Here is a 20523-nt window from a genome sequence, read left to right as displayed (position 1 = left end):
TTACTGATCAATCGCGTAAACACGCTGATCCTTTTCCTCTATGAGAGCTCACTTCATCATTTACACCTATCTAGTGATGTCCCATATGTAAATATTTTTCTCTTGTGGCAAGTCCACCGCGGATATGGCGCTCCTGCTTATTGATATCCAAAACCTGTCTGGCTTCTTTTGCCAAAGACGGATTGATCTGCTGCAGACGCTCTGTCACATCTTTATGTACCGTAGACTTACTGATCCCAAACTCCTTTGCAGTCTGCCTAACCGTGGCATTATGTTCAATGATATATTTTGCGATCTCGATCGCTCTTTCCTCGATATAACTTTTCAAGTGTCTTCCTCTGCGATATTTGTTTTTACAATCTATGCAGAGTTTTACACAATTATTCTATCTCATTTCCACGGTCCATGCATCTTCATTTTTGTTATAGCCCGTTACACTTAAGTACTGCTGCGGACTGTTTCTCTTTAAGGCATCATATGCTGTCTGCAATGGGATCCATTCACGGTTCCTCGACGGTCCGCTGGAATCCGCCAAAAAGACCTCATCTTTAGCCTCATCGTACAGCCACAGGGTGACATAATGTCCCGGCATATCCTTCCAGAAAGTATCGTCACTATTGCTGCTGATCAATACCAGCAGACCTTTGCTGTCTTTTGCAAGCTGCTGAAATTCTTCATAAGAAGATGGTTTTCTTCCCATCTCACACTCTATTCCCATCGTTTGCAGGGTTTCCCGCATCGCATCCCAGCCAATCGCTCCGAGACCGCTGTGTGGATTGTAATTCGATACCTCCTGTGCATATTCGTACATCTGCAGCGGTGTGCACTTGTTGCCGCTGACGGTACTGTATATATTAGCCATACTGCACAGGCCACAGCCAAACTGGCTGAACTGCTGCCCGCCTGCCTCTTCATAGCACCAGGCACCGGACCACTCTTTTTCCTTTTCATAGGATTTCGTTCCCTGAAGATAGGAAAATACGGCATCCTCCGGTTTTGCTTTTTCTTCCTTTACAGGCTTTTCTTCTATGATTTCTTTTTCCTTGTCTGCCACCTGTGTTTCCTCTTCTCCGTGGGCTTTCATAGTCTGAAACTGTCCGACGGAAATCCCCTGGCATGCACCAAGAAATCCGGCAAGGCAGACCACTACCAGACCGGACATCCATTTCTTAAGTGTCTTATGTTTACTCCTCATATCCCATTGTTCCTATTCTATCCTGTTATCACCGCAAATAACTGCCTAGCCTCCTAAAGTAACATCCTGTCGGTTGTACCACTCCAGTACCTGTTCAAAATCCGCATCCGAATAGTCCGGCCAGAGATGTTCCTCCACATAAAAATCCGCATAAACCGACTGCATCGGAAGAAAACCTGACAGCCTGCGCATACCGCCCCCTCCTGCGTCAGCATCTCAACAGCCTCTACACAGGCACTTTGAAAGGCATCGAACTGTTCTTTTGGTCTTTTACAGTTATCTGTCGTAAATCCGTAGTAAGTCAGCTCTTCCACACCATATTCCTTCGCTTTTTTTAACAGCTTCATTCCCGGCTCTAAGCCGTACTGATAACCGTCTTTTTTCTCCATCTGCTGCGACAATGCCCAGCGGCGGTTACCGTCCGGAATGATCCCAATGTGTTTTGGTATCCTCATACGCTCACCTGTCCTTTTTTTCCAGTATTCCCTTTTTCCGGAAAAAAATTCTTTCAGATAAAACGCTTTTCTTATTAATATTAATAGGAAAGGATCTCATAACCGTCTTCGGTCACTAAGACCATGACTTCCCACTGCGCACTCGGCTGTCCGTCTGCCGTATAGACCGTCCAGTCGTTTTCTTCATCGACAAAAATATCTGCCTGACCCATATTGACCATCGGTTCAATCGTAAATACCATTCCCGGAACCATCAGCATTTCTGTACCGGCTTTGGAATTGTAACCAACCCATGGCTCCTCATGGAACTCCAAACCTATGCCATGGCCGCCGATTTCCCGTACAACGGTGTAACCGTTTGCATAGGCATGGTCATGGACTGCCTGACCCATATCTCCAAGGAAGCCCCATGGTTTTACCTGCTCTAAACCTTTTTGTATACATTCCTTTGTGACATCCACCAGACGTTTTTTCTCCTCTGAAACTTCGCCGATACAAAACATTCTCGAAGAGTCTGAAAAATATCCGTTCAGGATCGTAGAGCAGTCCACATTGACAATGTCGCCCTCTTTTAAAATATCCTCTTCGGACGGAATGCCGTGGCAGACCTGTTCATTAATGGACGTACATACGCTCTTTGGAAAACCCTGATAGTGCAGTGGTGCCGGGATTCCGCCCATTGCCGTGGTTCTCTCATAGACCATCTTATCGATCTCTTCCGTGCTCATTCCCGCATGGATATGCTCGCCCACATAGTCTAAGACCGCAATGTTAATTGCTGCACTGGCTTTCATGCCGGCGATCTGATCTTTATTTTTAATGATCTTGTGCGGTGGAACCCGGTGTCCCTCACTGCGAAACAGTTCTATTTTTTCATCAAATGCCTGATGGCAGGCTTTATATTTTCTTCCACTGCCACACCAGCAGGGATCATTTCTTCCTATTTTCAACTTTCATCCTCCTGATCCTCAAATTTATGGTTCAATGTCACATTTCCAAACGGTACCTTGTCCCAGAATTTCTTTTTGACTTTCAGCTTATGCTCTTCTAACATTTTTTCATAGGCTTTCCCATTGTAGTCATAGGCGCCAAAATTCTCGCCTTCTTTGTCTGCTAAAATCTTCTGGTACTTCTCAGCAAGCGCTGCCTTATCTGTCATTTCATAGATCTCTTCATCGGTCAGTCCCGCCCGCTCTTTCTGCTCATCCGATAAGTCATAGCAGAGATCGGATGCGGAATCCCTAGCATACTGCTGCTCTTTTTCATCCAGTTCCATACCCTCTTTCTTTGCCGCTTCATAAAACATCATATCATGGACGACTCTGTCTAACACGGCTCTTTTTGCCTCTAGCCGTATAAATTTTCCATTGGTATGCAGTCCCCAATAGGCATTTGTATCATCCGGATCATAGACCATTGCCTGCTTTTCGATCTCCATCTCCTGCCTTGCAATGTAATAAGTCATGTCACGCAGTTGATAATCGGTTCCGTCTAAGGTAAATATGGTCTTATCCAGATCCTTTAAATAGTCAAACCGGTTCCGGTTTCCGTACAGTGCCGCAAGATAGATCATGATGGCTGTAGCTGCGAGAATCCCTACGATCGCAACAACCTGTTTTTTCATATAATGCTCCTCTTATGATAACGCTTCTCTTATGACTCGCAGAGCTTTGCAACAACCTGATTGATCAGTTTTCCATCTGCTTTGCCTTTTAACTCCGGCATCACATTTTTCATGATCATTCCTTTGTTCTTCTGTGCTACAATATCTGCAAATTTTTCCATGATAAAATTCCTGATCTCTTCTTCGCTCATCAGTGATGGCGCATATTCCTGAATCACATCATAACGGAACTGATACTCTGCTTTTAAATCTTCACGCTCTGCCGGGCAGGTATCAATCTGTTCTTTTACGGTTTTTAATTCCTTTAAGATCACCTGATCTACCATATCTTCTTTGATATCATCACGGCATCCTGCATCGATCGCTGCCTTTTTTACGGCTGACACTAAGGATGAGATTGCCTCTTTTCTCGGTTTATCCTTTGCTTTCATTGCTGCTATCATATCTTTTTGTAACTGTTCCATCTGCATATCTGTTTCCTCCTTATACAACTCACACTGCTACCATTATAACACTCTCCCTTTTTACTGACAATTCCTATCTCACAGCAAAAAACCTAAGAAATAAACTCTGTTATTCCTTAGGTTTCTTGTATTGATTATTTTTCTATGATTTTGCAGATACTGCTACAACAGTCGTCTTACCGTAATAATGGTCTTATAAGTTGCGTTATCGTTTCCGACGATTCCATAGGCTGTTCCCTTGGCATGGACGATCTTGCCACCGCCCATGTAGATTGCCACGTGACCTGCATAACAGATCAGGTCACCTGCCTGTGCATTCGCATAGCTGACTTCCTGACCGCAGCTTCTCTGGGCACCGGAAAAACTTGGGATGCTGATTCCGAAGTGTGCATAGACATAACTGGTAAATCCACTACAGTCTGCACCGGTATTCGGGTCTTTTCCACCCCAGACATATGGTTTTCCGACAAACTGCATGGCATAGTTCACGACATCCGAACCGCTGACATTCGTAGTCTTTGGTGGATTTAAGTTTCCTCCCGGTACGCTTGCATTGGAATTTGGCTTAGAAGTTCCTCCGCTGCCCCCGGAGCTTCCACCGGATGACCGGCCGGATGCCGCCGCTGCTGCCTGCTGCTGTTGGATGATCTTATTCTGCTCTGTGATCGTCTTCTGATATTCGCTCGCAAGGCTCTTTGCATTGGCAATCTGCGTATCCGCATTTGCCTGCTGGCTTCTTAAGTTTGCCATGGCTGTCTCAAGCTGCTTTTGCTGCTGCTTTAGATCATCCTTGGCTGTTTCTAATTCTTTCTTTTCATCCTCTACCTGTGCTTTTAAATCCTCAACCTGCTTTCTGGTCTTTTCATAATTATCTAACAGATTCCTGTCATAATCATAGACCTCATTAAAATACTCCACACGGTTGAGCATATCCGCCATACTTTTGGATTCTAACAGAGAAGAGATTACGGCACTGTCACCACGCTCATACATGAACTTAATACGCTTTTTCATTGCCTGATACTGCTTCTTCTCATTCTTCTGTGCCGTCTTTAAGTCTTTTTTGACCTGTTTTAACTGCTTTTCATTCTGATCGATCTCTTTTTCTAAGATTCCGACATCTACCATGAGGTTGACAAGTTCTTCGTTCTTTGTGTCTAACTCGCCTTCAATCTCTTCTTTCTTATTCTCAAGATTATCAATCTTTTTATTTACATCATTCAGATTCTTTTCTGCTTCTGACTTCTTATTCTGTGCCGATGTCGCATACACTACCTGCGAACTTCCAATTGTGAGTGACACTACGAGTACCAATGCCAGAACTGCTTTTGCCCGTCTCTGTAGTTTTCTCATCTGTTTTTTCTCCCTTATGATTGTTGTTTTTGACTAACACCCTAAGTATAGCATCGTTAAAAATCCTTTTCAACCGATTCCAGTTTTTTCATAAGAGATTTGGTAAGATTATGCACCCATATTTTTTACGATAAGCAGTTTATCCCCCTTGCCCACACGGTCAGAGGACAATTCATTGGTCTCCATGATCTCGCGTACCGTGGTGTGATTTTCTTTTGCAATATTCCAGATGTCATCCCCATCTTTTACAATATAACCTACCAGTCCCGGAATTTTTTGCAGGCTCTCATAGTCCGCTTCCTGACAGTTTACTTCCTGTACCCGTTTTCTGTTTCCGATGGAAAATGCGATCAGATTCAGGTTGATGACTGCCTTGATCTCCACCTGTGTATTGTCGATCAGAATGGTCGTAAGCTGCTCTAAACCACTTTCAATCTCATATCGGCTGTTCTTTTCAATGCCCGGTACTTCAATGGTCTGATGGAATGGCAGGAATCCTTTTAAGGAACCGATCGGCATTTCATCATCCGTTGTGATATAGAGAAGCTCCACGGCAACCGTTCCCTCTACATAGACCCCGTTTCCGGAAATTTCATGCGTATCGATCTGCACACTTCCCTCGGCACAGCAGATCTGCAGCATATTTTCCTGCGTTGCCTCTAATTGAAGCTGCTCGGAAGCACGGCATTTTGCATTGTTTTTCATCAGTAATTTTTCAAATGTAATATCTTCAAAAACCGGACGGACATCTTCCTTTAGGGAATACACATCCTGTAGCATTTCAAACTGTTCCTCTTCCCACAGCTTGATGTCTAAATCTGCCACGGCATCCACCACGAGCATCCGCTCTTCTCCATCGTAGTCCGGCTTTACCTCCACGTCAAAAGAAACATCGTCCACACCCACATAGGATACCAGTTGATCTCTGCAGCCGCTGCAATCCACTTCGCCCTGAAGCGGAACTGTTGTCTCTAACCATTGCAGCCGCTCATCCTCTTCATTTCCCTGATAGAGTATATAAATAAGAAGTTCTCCGTTAAATTGAATGACATCCTCGCCAATGCGGGACTCCAATCCGCGAAGCTGCACATTTTTCCAGAGCAGCTCACGGATATTCGGCTTATTCGATGGCAGAATAATCTCATTTTTAAAACGGCAGGTATCTTTTTTTGCCGTCACAAGCTGCAATGCCTCTATGTTTTCCTTGCGTATCTCATAGTCTTCTTCATTTTCCATCGCATAGCTGATCTCTTCATCACGCACCTCATCCATCTGCACATGAAAAACGATCAGAGAACGGATGCTCAATTTTCTCGAATTGATGATCCCGATATTTAAATCCTCAATATCCCATGTCGCCTTAACCGGGTCAAATTCCTCCGCACCGTCTAAATTTACCGTCTCTGAAAACGGAATTTCGCCCTCTAAATACGCAATGTCGTTTTCCTCGCCATCGCTGCGGTATAACACCTGAAATCCGAGATTTCCTCTTAACAGCACATGCCCGGTCTCTGCTTTGGCTTCTTCTAAGTGAATTGCTCCTTTTGTTGTAATAATTCTTACAATATCCGGCTTGCTCTCCGGAACGTTATAGTCATCGTCAAGGGTGACCTGGCTCATCGCCCGTCCCTTTTCATGGCTCATATGTATATACTTCTTCTTTAATTCCATAAAAAACTCCTTTGCTTGGGACTTTTTACATTCTATTCCAAGCAAAGAAGTTTTATACTTTTTTAGCATAATTTCATGCGAATATCTCTCGTAATAATGTCGGTGTAACTAAAAGACAGTAACTGCGGTGGATTCTCATCCCTCTCATCATCTATCAGGATGGTAAATACACTTGGGTATGCATTCTGAATCACGCCTTCCTGGATATCAACTTTATTTCTGCCACGGTCTAACTGTATCTTTACCTTGCTTCCACACTGTTGAAGAACCGATGCTCTGACTCTGTTTAAATCCTTCTGCTGCATTCTTTATTCCTCCTAACCCACAATTGACTCACTGTATCTGCTTTAGTTTATCACAGTAATAAAATATTTGCAAGGTCTAAACACGATTTTTTTACTCAAAAACCACAATATCTTCCGTTTTTTCTGTCGAGACAACTATATATGGGTAACTTTCGACTTTTTCCGACACGTCATTTTCTCCCGGTCCGATCAGCTCCGATTTGAAATAAACTGCATTTTTAGCCTGATATAAATCCTTCACCTGTATGCTGTAACCGCCTGTTTTCTGCACTCCATATCCGCGGACAATGTACAGTTTGTCACCGGACATATATGTAAGTTTCATCTCCTTTTGCTTTTTCTCCTCAATAATCTTTTTCAGCTCATCGGGAAGCTCTTTTTCAGAGATCACGGTAAATTTCATATCACTGACTTTGGCGTCATCCTTTTCCTCCACCTTGCATCCGCCTGCCGTCATCATCAACATTGTCAGCAGAATTCCTAAGCACATCATTGTTTTTAGCCGCCTCATAGATTCCCTCTTCCTATTCTTCTATTCTGTATAAATAATATGCATTTTGTGTTGTAATTGTTCCACCATATTTGTATAATAAATTTTATGTAATGAATTTTAAAGAGGTAGCATTCATATGATTCGATTAATTTTTGTAGTTATTTTTTTACTTTTATACTTTATCTTAGGACTGCCCGTTCTCGGAGTCCTCTGGCTGATCGGGAAGCGGAATAAGCCCGCAGCAGACATCGCAAGCCTGCGGATCGTCCAATGGGCATTCAAAGTGATCCTCTTTCTCTGCGGAACAAAATTAACCGTGATCGGGGAAGAAAATGTACCAAAAGACCAGCCGGTACTCTATATTGCAAACCACCAGAGCTATTTTGACATTGTGGTTTCCTATTCCCGCTGTCCGGGACTGACCGGTTACATTGCAAAAGACGGCTTAGAAAAAGTTCCGATCCTTTCCATCTGGATGAAACGGCTCTACTGTCTGTTTTTGAACCGTCAGGATATCAAAGAGGGAATGAAGACGATCTTAAAGGGAATTGACCAGATCAAACATGGGATTTCGATGTGTATTTTCCCGGAAGGTACCAGAAATGATAACCCGAAAGAACTGCTTCCGTTTAAAGAGGGAAGTTTTAAACTGGCATTAAAGACCGGATGTCCGATCATTCCGATCGCCATGACGAATACACCTAAGATTTATGAAGCACAGGCTCCTTTATTAAAAAAGACACACGTTGTGCTTCATTACGGCAAACCAATCCTTCCAAACGAACTGGATGCCGATACGAAAAAGCACATCGGTGTCTATACAAAATGCGTTATTGAACAGATGCTTGAAGAGAACGAACAATATCTGGAAACTCCATAAAGTGAGATGCTTTTACTAAAATGGTATCCCCTTTTTTCAGATAAGATTTCAAATGTAACAGCAGTTCTTCTTTCGTAGCAAAATAGAATATTTCCATGGTTTCGCTATGTTCTTCTGCACCTTTGGCTAATTCCTTAGAGAGTTCGCCGCAGCAGAACAGAGCATCCAGACCACGGCTTGCTGCATAGGCTCCCACTTCATAGTGGAGCCTTTTTTCATCCGCTCCTAATTCTCCCATATCACCAAGCACTGCGATCATTCTGCCTTTTGCCTGTGTCAGTACGTCGATGGATGCCCGCATGGACACCGGGTTGGCATTGTAACAGTCATCAATGATCAGCATATCATTTGCATGGATCAGGTTCGTGCGACCTCCGATGGTCTGTGCTTTTTTAATGCCTGCACAGATCTGTTCTACATCCAGTCCTAGCTCCATGCCAACGCAGGCTCCGGCTAAAGCATTTAAGACATTGTGTTCACCCGGTATCGGTATCTCCACCTCTTTGGTACACTCTGGAAAATGAAAGACTGCTTTCATGCCGTCTAAGCCAAGATTCCGGATCTCGGTGGCATAGATACAGTTTTCTTTACCGCACTGGTTTTTCTCGCTTTTTCCATAAAAAACAGGGGCTTTTCCGTTTACGTTTTCTACTGTGGAGAGCTTATCATCCTCGCCATTTAAGATCACGGTTCCGGTTCCGTTTAAATGTTCAAAGATTTCTGTCTTTGCCTTTAAAATCCCATCGCGGCTTCCTAAGTTCTCCAGATGACAGAGTCCAATGTTCGTGATCACACAGATGTCCGGTTTTGCGATCGCACCTAAGCGGTGCATCTCGTTAAAATCCGAAATTCCCATCTCAAGAACTGCCACCTCGTCTTCTTCGCTCAGACGGAAAATGGTCAGCGGCAGACCGATCTCATTGTTAAAATTGCCCGCTGTCTTTAACACACGGTATTTTTCCGAAAGCACGGACGCGATCATTTCTTTGGTACTCGTCTTTCCTACGCTTCCGGTAATCCCAACCACTTTGATATCCAGACTGTCTCTGTAAAATGCCGCAATATCTTTCAATGCCTGTGCTGTGGATTCCACTAAAATGTAAGGTCCTTTCGGAACTTCTAACCGTTGTTCCGATACTACGGCTGCCGCTCCCTGTCCATATACTGCATCAATAAAGGTATGACCGTCTACCCGCTCGCCCTTAATTGCCACAAACAGATTGCCTGCTTCCGCTTTACGACTGTCAATCACCACTCCCGTTACCTCAAAATTCCGTTGTTCCTCCGGTCCGATATAGGTTCCATGACAGCAGTCTGCAATATGTTCTAATGTCAGATTCTTCATTTTGATTTTGTCCTCGTCTTTCTAACATTTTTCTGCTTTTTTGTGCGTTCTCTCTTCGCTCTGCACAGGAATTTTATGCATATTTTTTCAAAGACAACTCTATCAGCTTTTCACAAAGCTGCTCAAAGCTGACTCCTACTGCCTGCGCCTCCTGTGGTAACAGACTGGTCGGTGTCATACCCGGAAGTGTATTTGCCTCAAGGCAATACATCTGTTCCCTGCTGTCTAACAGAAAATCCATTCTGGAATATGCCCCAAGTCCCAATACTTTTGTAACCTCTACCGCATACTGCTGCATCTGTTTTGTAACGGCTTCTGATAACTGTGCCGGACAAGTCTCTACCGCACTGCCTGCTTTATATTTATTTTTGTAGTCATAAAATCCTTCGACCGGAGCAATCTCAATGATCGGAAGTGCCTTACCTTCTAACACTCCAACAGAAAACTCTCTGCCCTCGATATAATCTTCGATCAGGATTTCTTCCTCCCAACGGAAGGCTTCTTCTAAAGCTGCTTCATATTCCTCAATGGTCCGTACAATGGACACGCCGATACTGGAACCGCCACAGCATGGTTTTACCACACACGGAAGATTCAGTCCGGTCTTTGCAAAATCACGGATCTGCTCGTCACGTTTCATCCTGATTCCACCCGGTGTCGGAATACCGTTTGCCACAAAGAACTGTTTTGCAATGTTTTTATCCATCGCTAATGCACTTCCTAAATAGCCGGTTCCCGTATAACGGATGCCAAACAGATCAAAAGCTGCCTGTATCTTACCGTTTTCTCCATTCTCTCCATGAAGTGCCATAAATACCACATCTGCCTTCTGACAGATTTCAATAACATTCGGCCCGAAAAAATTATCGGACTGGTCTGCTCTGGATGCCTTTACTGCCGCTAGATCCGGTGCCACCGTCGGTATTTCTTCTATCTGAACGCTGACCTCCTCTGTATGTTCAAAAATATCACTGATATCTTCTTTCTTATCACTATATCCCATAAACACATCTAAAAGAATGACACGATGACCATTCTTTCTCAATGCCTTGCTTACCATATTTCCTGTCACAAAAGATACATCACGCTCTGTACTGAGTCCTCCTGCTAATACTACGATGTCCATGATTCCGTCTCCTTTTCCTATCTTATAACCTATTGTTTTTTTATCATACAAATACTTATTAATAGTAAAACATTTTCATGTCTATGACAAGCGGTCTGTGAAGAAGAAACACTTTTTTCAGGATATGAGCAGTTTTTTCAGGGTATTGACTAAGGGGGTATTGACGTAATAAAGGGTATTGACCGCCTGCCCCCTCCATTATTCCAGGGTTCCTTGTGCAGACCATTCCGATGAGCCTCTAAGACGGCAATTGTGTCACCAGTGGGTTCCACAATCGCCAGAGTCTCATCTCCATTGCACAAAAGGAAGCCTTCCATAATGGAGGGGGCAGGCGGCCTATACTCCTTGAATATGTTGTTCTGGTTATATTTGAGGGATATAGCCTGATAAAAGTGTTTCTAAAACTAAAAGTTTAGGGTTATATCCACCTGATAGGCAAAAAGAACGGACAGGCATTGCACCCCTTTCTTGGTACAATGCCTGTCCCATATATTCTTTATACTGTAACAATATACTCCTTATTCGAGCTAGTTCTATAAAGAAAGTTTCTGATATTCTGATTTGAGAAGTATGTCGGCGATTGCACAAATGAGATATGAAAAGTTTCTTTTTGTGCAATGGAAATGAAACTCAAGGAATCGTGAAGCCCTCTGGCGCACACGATTTCTGCTTTCAGAGGTTCATTAGAATGGTCTGCACAAGGAAACTTGGAATGTCTCATTTGTGCACCCCTTGCCAACCACCTTCCTAACAAATTCCCACCTAGCTCATAATATCCTGACCTTTTAGAACTCCGGCTCGATCAATCCATAAGTATTGCCTTTTCTCTTATACACCACATTGACCTCTTCCGTCTCCGCATTACGGAATACGAAGAAATTATGTCCTAACAATTCCATCTGTACACAGGCATCTTCCGGATACATCGGTTTCATGCCGAAACGTTTGGTACGGATGATCTGGATCTCATCGTCTGTGCTGACTTCTTTCTCTATAAATTCTTTACGGAAGCTTGCAGCATTCTGTTGTTTGGAAACCAATTTATTTTTGTACTTTTTAAGCTGACGCTCGATGACCTCTTCTACCAGATCGATGGAAACATACATATCGTTGCTAACCTGCTCTGAACGGATGATATTTCCTTTTACCGGTATGGTGACCTCGATTTTCTGTCTCTCTTTTTCTACACTTAAGGTTACAAAAACATCGGTGTCGGGAGTAAAATACTTTTCGAGTTTTGATAACTTGTCCTCTACTGCTGATCTTAATCCATCTGTAATGTCAATATTTCTGCCCGTAATTGTGATACGCATATTGCCCAACCCCTTTGCTAGTTATTTGATATCGTTCTTTGATATCTAAATCTATTATACCACATTTCACCTTTATCTCAAGTAATATTCAGAATTATTTTTAAATTTTTACATTCAAGTTGACATTTTTCCGGCGACATGATACATATAGAAGAAAAACGGAGGATTTCCTATGAATCAGCGTGTTCTTATTACCGGTGCATCCCACGGGATTGGAAAAGCCGCTGCCGAACGGTTCGCAAAAGAAGGCTGCACTTTAATACTCAATTGCCGACAGTCCGTAGAAGAATTGTCTGCATTAGAATTTTATTTGAAAAAAAATTATTCCGTTGACTGCATCTCATTGATCGGTGATGTCAGCTCGCCGGACTTTGTAAAAGAAATGTTTGAAAAAACAATGGAGCGTTTCGGTGGCATCGACATTTTGATCAACAATGCCGGCATTTCGCACATCGGATTGCTTGGCGATATGAGCAACGAAGAGTGGCACCGTGTGATGGGTATCAATCTGGACTCTGTCTTTTACTGCTGCCGGGAGGCAATTCCTTATATGTTATCAAAAAAATCCGGCAGCATCGTCAATGTCTCTTCTGTCTGGGGGAACATCGGTGCTTCAATGGAAGTTGCCTATTCTGCTTCCAAAGGGGCTGTGAATTCTTTCACAAAAGCACTGGCAAAAGAGCTTGCCCCAAGCAATATCCGGGTAAATGCCGCTGCATTTGGTACGATCGACACCCGTATGAATTCCTGTTTTTCTGCGGAGGAACGGGCTGCTTTAGAAGAGGAGATCCCGATCGGACGTTACGGCACACCTCAAGAAGCAGCCGAATGTATTTACCGCCTTGCAACTGCCCCGGCTTATCTGACCGGACAGATCATAACCATGGATGGCGGCTGGTGCTAAAAACATCTTATTTTTTAAGTCTGAGAATAATCGAAAAAGGAAGCCGCTGACTTACCCCTGTCAACGGCTTCCTTCTTTTATTTGTACCCTCTTGCTTCTCTGCACTTTTTCGTTCTAAAACATTCTACAAGTTTACCTTATTGTGTGCAAATGAAGTATTACTGTCTTATTTTCCCTAAAATCTTAGCTCCATGGGCTCATGTCGATTCTTGGAAGATCTTTTAATAATGGAATGATGTATGCGCCATAGGACTCAATGTCATTCTCATCAATGATGATCTTAGCACTTCCGCCTTTGAATCCAAGTACATCGTAGTCACCCCATACATCTGTACGAAGGTAGCTTCTCATGTGCGCTTCTGCGAAATCTTTCTTTGCATATCCACCGTCTTCTCTGTTCAGTCCTGCGATCTGATGTACCGGACGAACGAATGACTGTGCACTCATGTATGGTACGATATCGGATGTATCACCAAGACGCTGTACTTTTCCTTCTCTTCCAATCGGGTTGATCAGTGGTGAACCAAAGGAAATTGTGTTGATGATGTTATAGCGATGTTTTAATGTTCTATCGCCTGCTGCCTGCTGTGCAACCATTCCACCTAAGCTGTGTCCTGTGAAGATTACGTTTGCTCCTTTTGGAACTACTTTGCAAACAACTTTTCTGATCTCTCTGATATAGAAGTTATCCTGCTCGAAACCTACCTGTAAGTCTGTGATGACTCCGCGTGGCTCGTTAAACATGAACTCAGTTCCTGCAAGACCTACGATGTAAACATCTTTTGTAACTTTTTTTCCGAAAACATTTTTGTTTTCCAGTTTCGCTTTGGAAATAGCAATCGGTCCGTTTGAATTAGGATTTACACCTGTATCACAGTGGTAATATCCCTGATAGATGAACTTTGCCATATCACAAGATGTTGTGTATACCTTTTCTGTTCCCTCTGCCTCTGCTGCGTTAGCTGTCATTGCCGGTAAAAATGTTGTTCCAGCAACTGCTACCGTCAGTGCTAAGCTAGCAACCCATTTCAAAATTCTTTTCATTTTTGCTTCTCCTCCTTAAATCTCTTTCCTGCATCCTTACGGCTTGTAGATTGTTTTTCTTTACAACTATAATTTATCATCCTGCAACTATTTCGTCAATAGCATTTTTTAAACACTTTGTTGCATTTGTATAATTTTTTTGCATTTTGTTACTATTTTTCATCGCATTGTATATTATCGTTTCAAGTTTTTTCGTTTTTATTCGTAAATATCACGAATAACAGCGTCAGAATCGCCTGAGTTGTGCTATTTTTCACTTATTTTTAGAATATTTGCTCTATTGATACTTTTTCACAATTTCTTCCCTTGGCTGCCTTTCCGCTGACGGTTCCCATCTTTGCGGGTTTCTGGTTTTTAGGATTGACTTATGGGATTTATATGAATGTTTCCGGTTTCAGTTTCTGGTATCCGATGCTTATGAGCATCACCATTTTTGCCGGATCCATGGAATTTGTTACAGTGAATCTTCTGCTTGGAGCATTTAACCCGCTGCAGGCATTCGTAATGGCACTGATGATCAATGCCAGACATCTGTTCTATGGTATTTCCATGTTAGATAAATATCGTGGCACCGGATGGAAACAGTGCTATCTGATCTTTGGCATGTGCGACGAGAGTTTTTCCATTAACTATACAGCGGACATTCCCGAGGGCGTGGACAAGGGTTGGTTTATGTTCTTTGTAACGCTTTTGAATCAGTTCTACTGGTTCTTCGGTTCTACCTTGGGTGGTGTCTTAGGCTCGTTTATTCATTTTAATACAGAAGGTCTGGATTTTGTTCTGACTGCCCTGTTCGTTGTGATCTTTTTAGAACAATGGCTGAAAGATAAGGATCATACCAGTTCTATTCTTGGCATTGTGCTTTCGCTGCTCTGCCTGATCGCCTTTGGCGCAGATGACTTTATGATCCCTTCCATGATCGCAATCGCAGGAGTGCTGACACTCTTACGAAAACCTTTAGAGAAAGGCGGTGAGACCGCATGATGACGTTGACACAACAAATAATTACCATCGCAGCGGTTGTTCTTGCCACGATGGTAACACGTTTTCTTCCATTTTTAGTTTTTCCATCGGGAAAACCGACCCCAAAGTATATCCGGTATCTTGGAAAAGTTCTCCCTGCTGCAGTGTTTGGACTGCCGATCGCTTACTGCTTAAAAAATGCAAGTATCTTTTCTGGCAGCCACGGAATCCCTGAAGCGATCGCCATTGCGGTAGTTGTTCTTCTGCACCCGTGGAAACGCCAGATGCTTTTATCTATCGCCGGCGGCACGATCTGCTATATACTTCTCGTTCAATTAGTATTTTAAGTTCCAGAATACCCTTATCTTTCCTCACGGAAATAGGATTCTCCAAGGCTTGCCGGTGGCTGGTTCTCGCGTTTCTTTCTGAAACTTGTAATGATCAGCACGACGATCGTTACCACATATGGAAGCATCTTGAATATCTCCTGGGAACTTCTCGTCAATCCCGGAATGTAAAGGTAGAGAATATAAAGTGCTCCAAATAAGAAGGAACCCCAGATAGCATTGACCGGTTTCCACAATGCGAAGATAACCAGTGCGATCGCTAACCATCCTCTGTCACCAAATCCATTGTTTGTCCATGTTCCTCCAAGGTATTCCATAACAAAGTAAAGACCGCCTAAACCTGCAATGCCTCCACCGATACAGGTAGCAAGGTATTTGTATCTTGTAACATTGATTCCTGCTGCATCTGCGGTTGCCGGACTTTCACCGACCGCTCTTAAGTTCAGACCCTGTCTGGTCTTATTCAGATACCAGGAAGCTAAGATCGCAAGGATAACAGAAAGATAGGTTAAAAATCCATAGGAGAATAATATCTTTCCAACTACCGGAATCTCACTTAACACCGGAATGCTCTTGCGATAAGCATCTGCAGTTGTTGCTACGGATATCTGACCAACACCGCCTGCCAGTTTTGAAATAGAACCTCCGAAGAAGTTACCAAAACCTACACCAAAGGTTGTCAGTGCCAGACCTGCTACATTTTGGTTTGCCCGCAGGGTAATGGTCAGTACACTGTAGATCAGTCCACCGAAAGCTGCACAGAGAACTGCACATACAAAAGAGATCAGCAGTCCTACCAGACCATTCGGATTCTGTGCCGTTTTTTCATAGAAGAAGGCTCCCATCAGACCTGCAATTCCTCCCATATACATCATACCCGGAATTCCAAGATTCAGGTTTCCGGACTTCTCAGTGATAATCTCTCCGGTTGCTCCAAAGAGCATTCCCACTGCCTGTCCGATCGCTTTTTGAATAAAGGTAATCAGCACTGTCATTTATTTTGCCTCCTTTCTGTTTTTACGGAACTCTACTTTATAATTGATAAAAAATTCACATCCGATCAGGAAGAATAAAATAATTCCGGTGATAACTTCCGATGCATTCTCGTTCAGATTGAACTGGGATGCGATCTGGATCGCTCCTTTTTCCATAAATACCAAGAAGAAGGATACTAAGATCATTGCAAAGGTATTGAATTTTGACATCCATGCAACGATGATCGCCGTAAATCCTCTTCCGCCTGCCGTACTGGTAGAAATCGTATGGCTTGCACCGCTGACCAATACGAAACCTGCAATTCCGCAGATTGCTCCGGAAATCGCCATCGTACGCATGATGACTTTTTTTACGCTGATTCCTGCGTAGAGTGCGGTGTTCTCGCTTTCTCCAACGACTGCGATCTCATATCCCTGCTTACTGTATTTCAAATAGAAATACATCAAAAGCGTGATCGCCATAATGATGATCACATTCCAGCCGTAAGTCCATTCGCCCAGTGCCGGAAGCCATCCAGCCTGTGTCGGCGCATTGATAATACCGACGGTATTAGAACCTTCCGGGTTCTCCCAGAATACGATACAGAAAGTTACGATCTGCATCGCTACATAGTTCATCATCAGGGTAAACAGTGTCTCATTCGTATTTAAAAATGCTTTAAATACTGCCGGGATCAGACCCCAGACTAAACCTGCGGCAAGTCCTGCTAAAAACATCACAACCAGTAACACACCATTGCTCATCGAATCTCCGCCATAGATCATAACGGCTGCAGCTGCGGCTGCTCCCGCTAAGATCTGACCTTCGGCTCCGATATTCCAAAACCGCATTTTAAATGCCGGTGTCAGTCCGACTGCGATACACAGTAGGATCATCGTATCACGGATCGTCACCCACAAACGTCTTTCCGTTCCGACTGCTCCATCCGCGATCGAACGATATACTTCTAAAGGATTTAACTTTGTCAGTGCAACGATGACCAATGCACATACTACTAAAGAAATTAATACTGCAATAATTCGGATTCCCCATGCTTTTCCAAAAGAGATCCTGTCTCTTTTCGAGATATGAACCAACGGTTCTTTTTTTGAAACTGAATGTTCACTTGTCATGCCTCGGATTCCTCCTCTTCCTTCGTCATCAACAGACCAATTTCTTCTTTTGTGGTCTTTCTTGCATCTACAACACCGGTAATCTTTCCACCACAAAGCACTAATATCTTATCACAAAGCTCTAATAATACATCCAGATCTTCGCCGACACAGATTACGGCAACACCGCGTTTTTTCTGCTCATTTAACAGATCATAAATCGTCAGTGATGAGTTGATGTCCAGTCCACGGACCGGATATGCCACCATCAATACCGTAGGATCTGCGGAAATCTCGCGTCCTACCAGTACTTTCTGCACATTACCGCCGGAAAGACGGCTGACCGGAGTGTTGACGCTCGGTGTGGACACCTGCAGCTGGTCTACAATCTTTTCTGCCAATTCTTTTGGTTCTTTGCGGTTTGCAAAAATTCCACGTCCTTCATTATAACCACGGAGCATCATGTTGCCTGTCATTCCCATGGAACCAACCAGTCCCATTCCCAGACGATCCTCCGGTACAAAGGATAATGCCACTCCAAGTTTTTTAATATCTGCCGGTTTCATACTCAGCAGTTCTTTTTCTTCACCATCTTCTGTAATATAACGTACACTTCCCGATTCCGTCATCTGAAGTCCTGCAACTGCCTCAAGCAATTCCTTCTGTCCGCTTCCGGCAATTCCCGCAATACCGAGGATCTCTCCTCCATAAGCTTCCATCGACGCATTCTTTAATGTCTTTACGCCCTCCTTGTTCACACAGGAAAGATTCTCGATCACCAGACGTTTTACAGGGTTCACCGGATCCGGGCGCTCTATATTCAGATCTATTTTTTCACCGACCATCATCTCTGTTAAAGATTCTGCCGTTGCATTTTTCGTTTCTACCGTACCGATATATTTTCCTTTTCTTAAAACCGATACACGGTCAGACAGTGCAAGTACCTCATTCAGCTTATGCGTAATGATGATAATGGATTTCCCCTGATCTCTCATGTTACGCAGTACGGTAAATAATTTTTCTGTCTCCTGCGGTGTTAAAACTGCCGTAGGCTCGTCCAGTATCAGAATATTTGCACCACGGTAAAGCATTTTTACAATCTCTACGGTCTGCTTCTGGGAAACTGACATATCATAAATCTTCTGATTCGGATCCAGTTCAAAACCGTAACGTTCGGTCACTTCCTGAATATCCTGAACTACCTTTTTCATATCCAGAACACTTTTTCCTTCTAAACCAAGGATGATATTCTCTGCTGCCGTCAGAACATCTACCAGCTTAAAATGCTGATGGATCATTCCGATCCCCAATGCAAAAGAATCCTTTGGGGAACAGATAGACACCTCTTCGCCGTCCACAAAAATCTGTCCCTCATCCGGGAAATAAATGCCTGATATCATATTCATCAGTGTAGTCTTACCACTTCCGTTTTCTCCAAGGACGGATAAAATCTCTCCATGCTTTACGGATAAGTCCACACTGTCGTTTGCAACAACCTCCCCGAAGCGTTTCGTAATATTTTTTAACTCGATCGCATTCGCCTGTTCCAAAACCAAACCTCCTTAACCTTGAAAGGGATTGCTGCAAAATATCATTTCGCAACAACCCCTTTGATGCTTTCAAATAGATTGCACTCTATTTATTTCTCTACGCTCTCAATACCATCAATGTTGATAGCAAATGCAGGTGCAGAATGTAACTCTGACTCGTGGAAGTAACCGTCTTTGATGTACTCATTTCCGTTGTCATCTTTCCAGGAATCAAGTTCTTTTCCATCTACTGTAAATGTAGAAGTATCAAATACATGTAAAGAGCCATCTTTGATCGCATCCTCTACTTCTTTTACTTTCTCTTTTGTTCCCTTTGCAATTGCTTTGTCGTTCAGCTCTGTGATCTTATCAGCGCCATCGTCATAGCCTTTGCACCAGTCTGTATCGATCTTTGTTCCATCAATAACGCTCTTTACTGCATATGTGTAGTATGGGCCCCAGTCGATGGATGCAGATGTTAATGCCTGTGTAGGAGCTGTTGCGATCATGGATACGTTATATCCTACGATTGGAACACCTGCTTTTTCACAAGCGGTAGAAGCACCTGTTGTATCTGCATGCTGAGAAATTAATACGCATCCGTCTGCGATTAAGGACTCTGCTGCTTCTTTCTCAAGGTCAATACTTGCCCAGCTGTTTGTGTAGATAACTTTCATGGTTGCGGATGGGCATACGCTTCTTACTCCTAAGAAGAATGCTGTATAACCGGATTTTACCTCTGCGTATGGGTAAGCTCCAACATAACCGATCTTTGTCTGGTCTTCTTTGATATCACCATTTTCGATCATCTCGTTTAATTTTAAACCAGCTACAACACCGGATACATAACGGGATTCGTAAACTGCTGTAAAGTAGTTGTGCATATTGTCAAGTCCGCTGCTTGCTGCCTGATATCCTGTTGCGTGACAGAACTGTACATCCGGATATTCTGCTGCTGCCTGAAGCAGATAGGACTCATGTCCAAAACTTGTTCCAAAGATAATGTTGCATCCCTGCTCAGCTAAATCCACTGCTGCATCATAGCATGTCTCATCTTCAGGGATCAGAGTCTTCTCGATGATCTGATCATCAGATAATCCTAACTCTTTTTTCATCTCTTGGATACCCTTCATGTGTGCCTCTGTGTAACCTTCGTTCTCATCGCCGATGTAAATTACTCCGACTTTGATATCTGACGCTGACGTGCTCTTTGCAGACTCTGTCTTTTTGCTGTCAGATGATTTGTCGTCTGCTTTCTTGTCACTGCTGCTTCCGCATGCCATCATGGAAAATGCCATAGCCCCTGCAAGCAGTAATGCTGCAAATTTCTTCATTTCTTTCCCTCCATGTTTTGAGTAAGCAAAAGGCATAGCTTTGCTCTATGCCTCTTTGCATCACCGGTACTTCCGGCTAAGTTTCGTTTAT

The 20523-nt window shown here is 43.3% G+C and carries 21 protein-coding genes and 1 pseudogene; 4 read left to right on the top strand and 18 right to left on the bottom strand.

The window, feature by feature from the left end:
• Positions 1 to 70: 70 nt before the first annotated feature.
• The 10 genes and pseudogenes from spoIIID to WMO43_RS11785 form a co-directional block, all read right to left on the bottom strand.
• Positions 71 to 328 carry a sporulation transcriptional regulator SpoIIID gene (spoIIID, locus tag WMO43_RS11830; protein WP_177962161.1) on the bottom strand — a complete coding sequence of 86 codons (258 nt, stop codon included), beginning with the start codon at positions 326 to 328 and terminating at the stop codon, positions 71 to 73.
• Positions 329 to 385: 57 nt separating this feature from the next.
• Positions 386 to 1195: a cysteine peptidase family C39 domain-containing protein gene (locus WMO43_RS11825; protein WP_353531332.1), complete on the bottom strand. Its 810-nt coding sequence runs from the start codon at positions 1193 to 1195 to the stop codon at positions 386 to 388.
• A gap of 45 nt (positions 1196 to 1240) precedes the next feature.
• Positions 1241 to 1650, bottom strand: a pseudogene (locus WMO43_RS11820) (undecaprenyl diphosphate synthase family protein).
• Positions 1651 to 1730: 80 nt separating this feature from the next.
• Entirely contained in the window at positions 1731 to 2600 is an 870-nt protein-coding gene (locus WMO43_RS11815) for a methionyl aminopeptidase (protein ID WP_353531331.1), read from the bottom strand.
• Positions 2597 to 3274, bottom strand: coding sequence for a hypothetical protein (locus WMO43_RS11810; RefSeq protein WP_353531330.1), 678 nt, complete (start codon positions 3272 to 3274; stop codon positions 2597 to 2599). The genes WMO43_RS11815 and WMO43_RS11810 overlap by 4 nt, the downstream gene beginning before the upstream one ends.
• Positions 3275 to 3303: 29 nt before the next feature.
• On the bottom strand, positions 3304 to 3744 hold the full coding sequence (locus tag WMO43_RS11805; RefSeq protein WP_177962165.1) for a GatB/YqeY domain-containing protein: 441 nt from the start codon (positions 3742 to 3744) through the stop codon (positions 3304 to 3306).
• Positions 3745 to 3900: 156 nt separating this feature from the next.
• Positions 3901 to 5091 (bottom strand): C40 family peptidase, encoded by a 1191-nt coding sequence (locus tag WMO43_RS11800; protein ID WP_177962166.1) that lies wholly within the window; start codon positions 5089 to 5091, stop codon positions 3901 to 3903.
• Positions 5092 to 5199: 108 nt separating this feature from the next.
• Positions 5200 to 6762, bottom strand: coding sequence for a DUF3794 and LysM peptidoglycan-binding domain-containing protein (locus WMO43_RS11795; protein ID WP_353531329.1), 1563 nt, complete (start codon positions 6760 to 6762; stop codon positions 5200 to 5202).
• 62 nt (positions 6763 to 6824) lie between these two features.
• Complete coding sequence (locus tag WMO43_RS11790) at positions 6825 to 7067, bottom strand: Veg family protein (RefSeq protein ID WP_177962168.1); 243 nt, start codon at positions 7065 to 7067, stop codon at positions 6825 to 6827.
• Positions 7068 to 7158: 91 nt separating this feature from the next.
• Complete coding sequence (locus WMO43_RS11785; protein WP_353531327.1) at positions 7159 to 7578, bottom strand: protease complex subunit PrcB family protein; 420 nt, start codon at positions 7576 to 7578, stop codon at positions 7159 to 7161.
• 118 nt (positions 7579 to 7696) lie between these two features.
• Between WMO43_RS11785 and WMO43_RS11780 the strand changes: the two genes are divergently transcribed.
• A complete protein-coding gene (locus WMO43_RS11780; protein WP_353531326.1) occupies positions 7697 to 8440 on the top strand; it encodes a lysophospholipid acyltransferase family protein in 744 nt (247 codons plus the stop codon).
• On the opposite strand, the gene WMO43_RS11775 is transcribed toward WMO43_RS11780, so the two are convergent.
• From WMO43_RS11775 to hpf, 3 genes are all read right to left on the bottom strand, one after another.
• The gene (locus WMO43_RS11775) at positions 8391 to 9785 is read right to left on the bottom strand and encodes a UDP-N-acetylmuramoyl-tripeptide--D-alanyl-D-alanine ligase (RefSeq protein WP_353531325.1); all 1395 of its coding nucleotides are present in this window, start codon (positions 9783 to 9785) and stop codon (positions 8391 to 8393) included. The two genes, WMO43_RS11780 and WMO43_RS11775, sit on opposite strands and share 50 nt — an antisense overlap.
• A gap of 73 nt (positions 9786 to 9858) precedes the next feature.
• Complete coding sequence (locus tag WMO43_RS11770; protein WP_353531324.1) at positions 9859 to 10911, bottom strand: D-alanine--D-alanine ligase family protein; 1053 nt, start codon at positions 10909 to 10911, stop codon at positions 9859 to 9861.
• 785 nt (positions 10912 to 11696) lie between these two features.
• A complete protein-coding gene (gene hpf, locus WMO43_RS11765; protein WP_177962173.1) occupies positions 11697 to 12224 on the bottom strand; it encodes a ribosome hibernation-promoting factor, HPF/YfiA family in 528 nt (175 codons plus the stop codon).
• Between the two features lie 172 nt (positions 12225 to 12396).
• Here hpf and ymfI point away from each other — a divergent pair, with 172 nt between their 5' ends.
• Positions 12397 to 13128 carry an elongation factor P 5-aminopentanone reductase gene (ymfI, locus tag WMO43_RS11760; protein WP_353531323.1) on the top strand — a complete coding sequence of 244 codons (732 nt, stop codon included), beginning with the start codon at positions 12397 to 12399 and terminating at the stop codon, positions 13126 to 13128.
• Between the two features lie 183 nt (positions 13129 to 13311).
• Here ymfI and WMO43_RS11755 read toward each other — a convergent pair whose 3' ends face one another.
• A complete protein-coding gene (locus WMO43_RS11755; protein ID WP_177962175.1) occupies positions 13312 to 14172 on the bottom strand; it encodes a lipase family protein in 861 nt (286 codons plus the stop codon).
• Between the two features lie 279 nt (positions 14173 to 14451).
• Here WMO43_RS11755 and WMO43_RS11750 point away from each other — a divergent pair, with 279 nt between their 5' ends.
• The gene (locus tag WMO43_RS11750) at positions 14452 to 15156 is read left to right on the top strand and encodes an AzlC family ABC transporter permease (RefSeq protein ID WP_353531354.1); all 705 of its coding nucleotides are present in this window, start codon (positions 14452 to 14454) and stop codon (positions 15154 to 15156) included.
• Positions 15156 to 15482, top strand: a complete 327-nt coding sequence (locus WMO43_RS11745; RefSeq protein ID WP_353531353.1) for a branched-chain amino acid transporter permease — start codon at positions 15156 to 15158, stop codon at positions 15480 to 15482. Before WMO43_RS11750 ends, WMO43_RS11745 begins: the two co-directional genes overlap by 1 nt.
• A gap of 14 nt (positions 15483 to 15496) precedes the next feature.
• Here the strand turns inward: WMO43_RS11745 and WMO43_RS11740 are convergent, their stop codons facing one another.
• The 4 genes from WMO43_RS11740 to WMO43_RS11725 all read right to left on the bottom strand — a co-directional run bounded on the left by WMO43_RS11740 (position 15497) and on the right by WMO43_RS11725 (position 20432).
• The gene (locus WMO43_RS11740) at positions 15497 to 16477 is read right to left on the bottom strand and encodes an ABC transporter permease (protein ID WP_177962176.1); all 981 of its coding nucleotides are present in this window, start codon (positions 16475 to 16477) and stop codon (positions 15497 to 15499) included.
• On the bottom strand, positions 16478 to 17590 hold the full coding sequence (locus WMO43_RS11735; protein ID WP_177962177.1) for an ABC transporter permease: 1113 nt from the start codon (positions 17588 to 17590) through the stop codon (positions 16478 to 16480). It lies immediately after the preceding gene.
• Positions 17587 to 19119 carry an ABC transporter ATP-binding protein gene (locus tag WMO43_RS11730; RefSeq protein WP_177962178.1) on the bottom strand — a complete coding sequence of 511 codons (1533 nt, stop codon included), beginning with the start codon at positions 19117 to 19119 and terminating at the stop codon, positions 17587 to 17589. Before WMO43_RS11730 ends, WMO43_RS11735 begins: the two co-directional genes overlap by 4 nt.
• A gap of 89 nt (positions 19120 to 19208) precedes the next feature.
• Complete coding sequence (locus WMO43_RS11725; protein WP_353531322.1) at positions 19209 to 20432, bottom strand: BMP family ABC transporter substrate-binding protein; 1224 nt, start codon at positions 20430 to 20432, stop codon at positions 19209 to 19211.
• Between the last annotated feature and the right edge of the window lie 91 nt (positions 20433 to 20523).

This window comes from Maccoyibacter intestinihominis, assembly GCF_040096355.1.
Lineage (GTDB): Bacteria > Bacillota > Clostridia > Lachnospirales > Lachnospiraceae > Maccoyibacter > Maccoyibacter intestinihominis.
The sequence above is the reverse complement of the archived record's forward strand: the minus strand, read 5'-3'. Positions and strand labels throughout refer to the sequence as shown.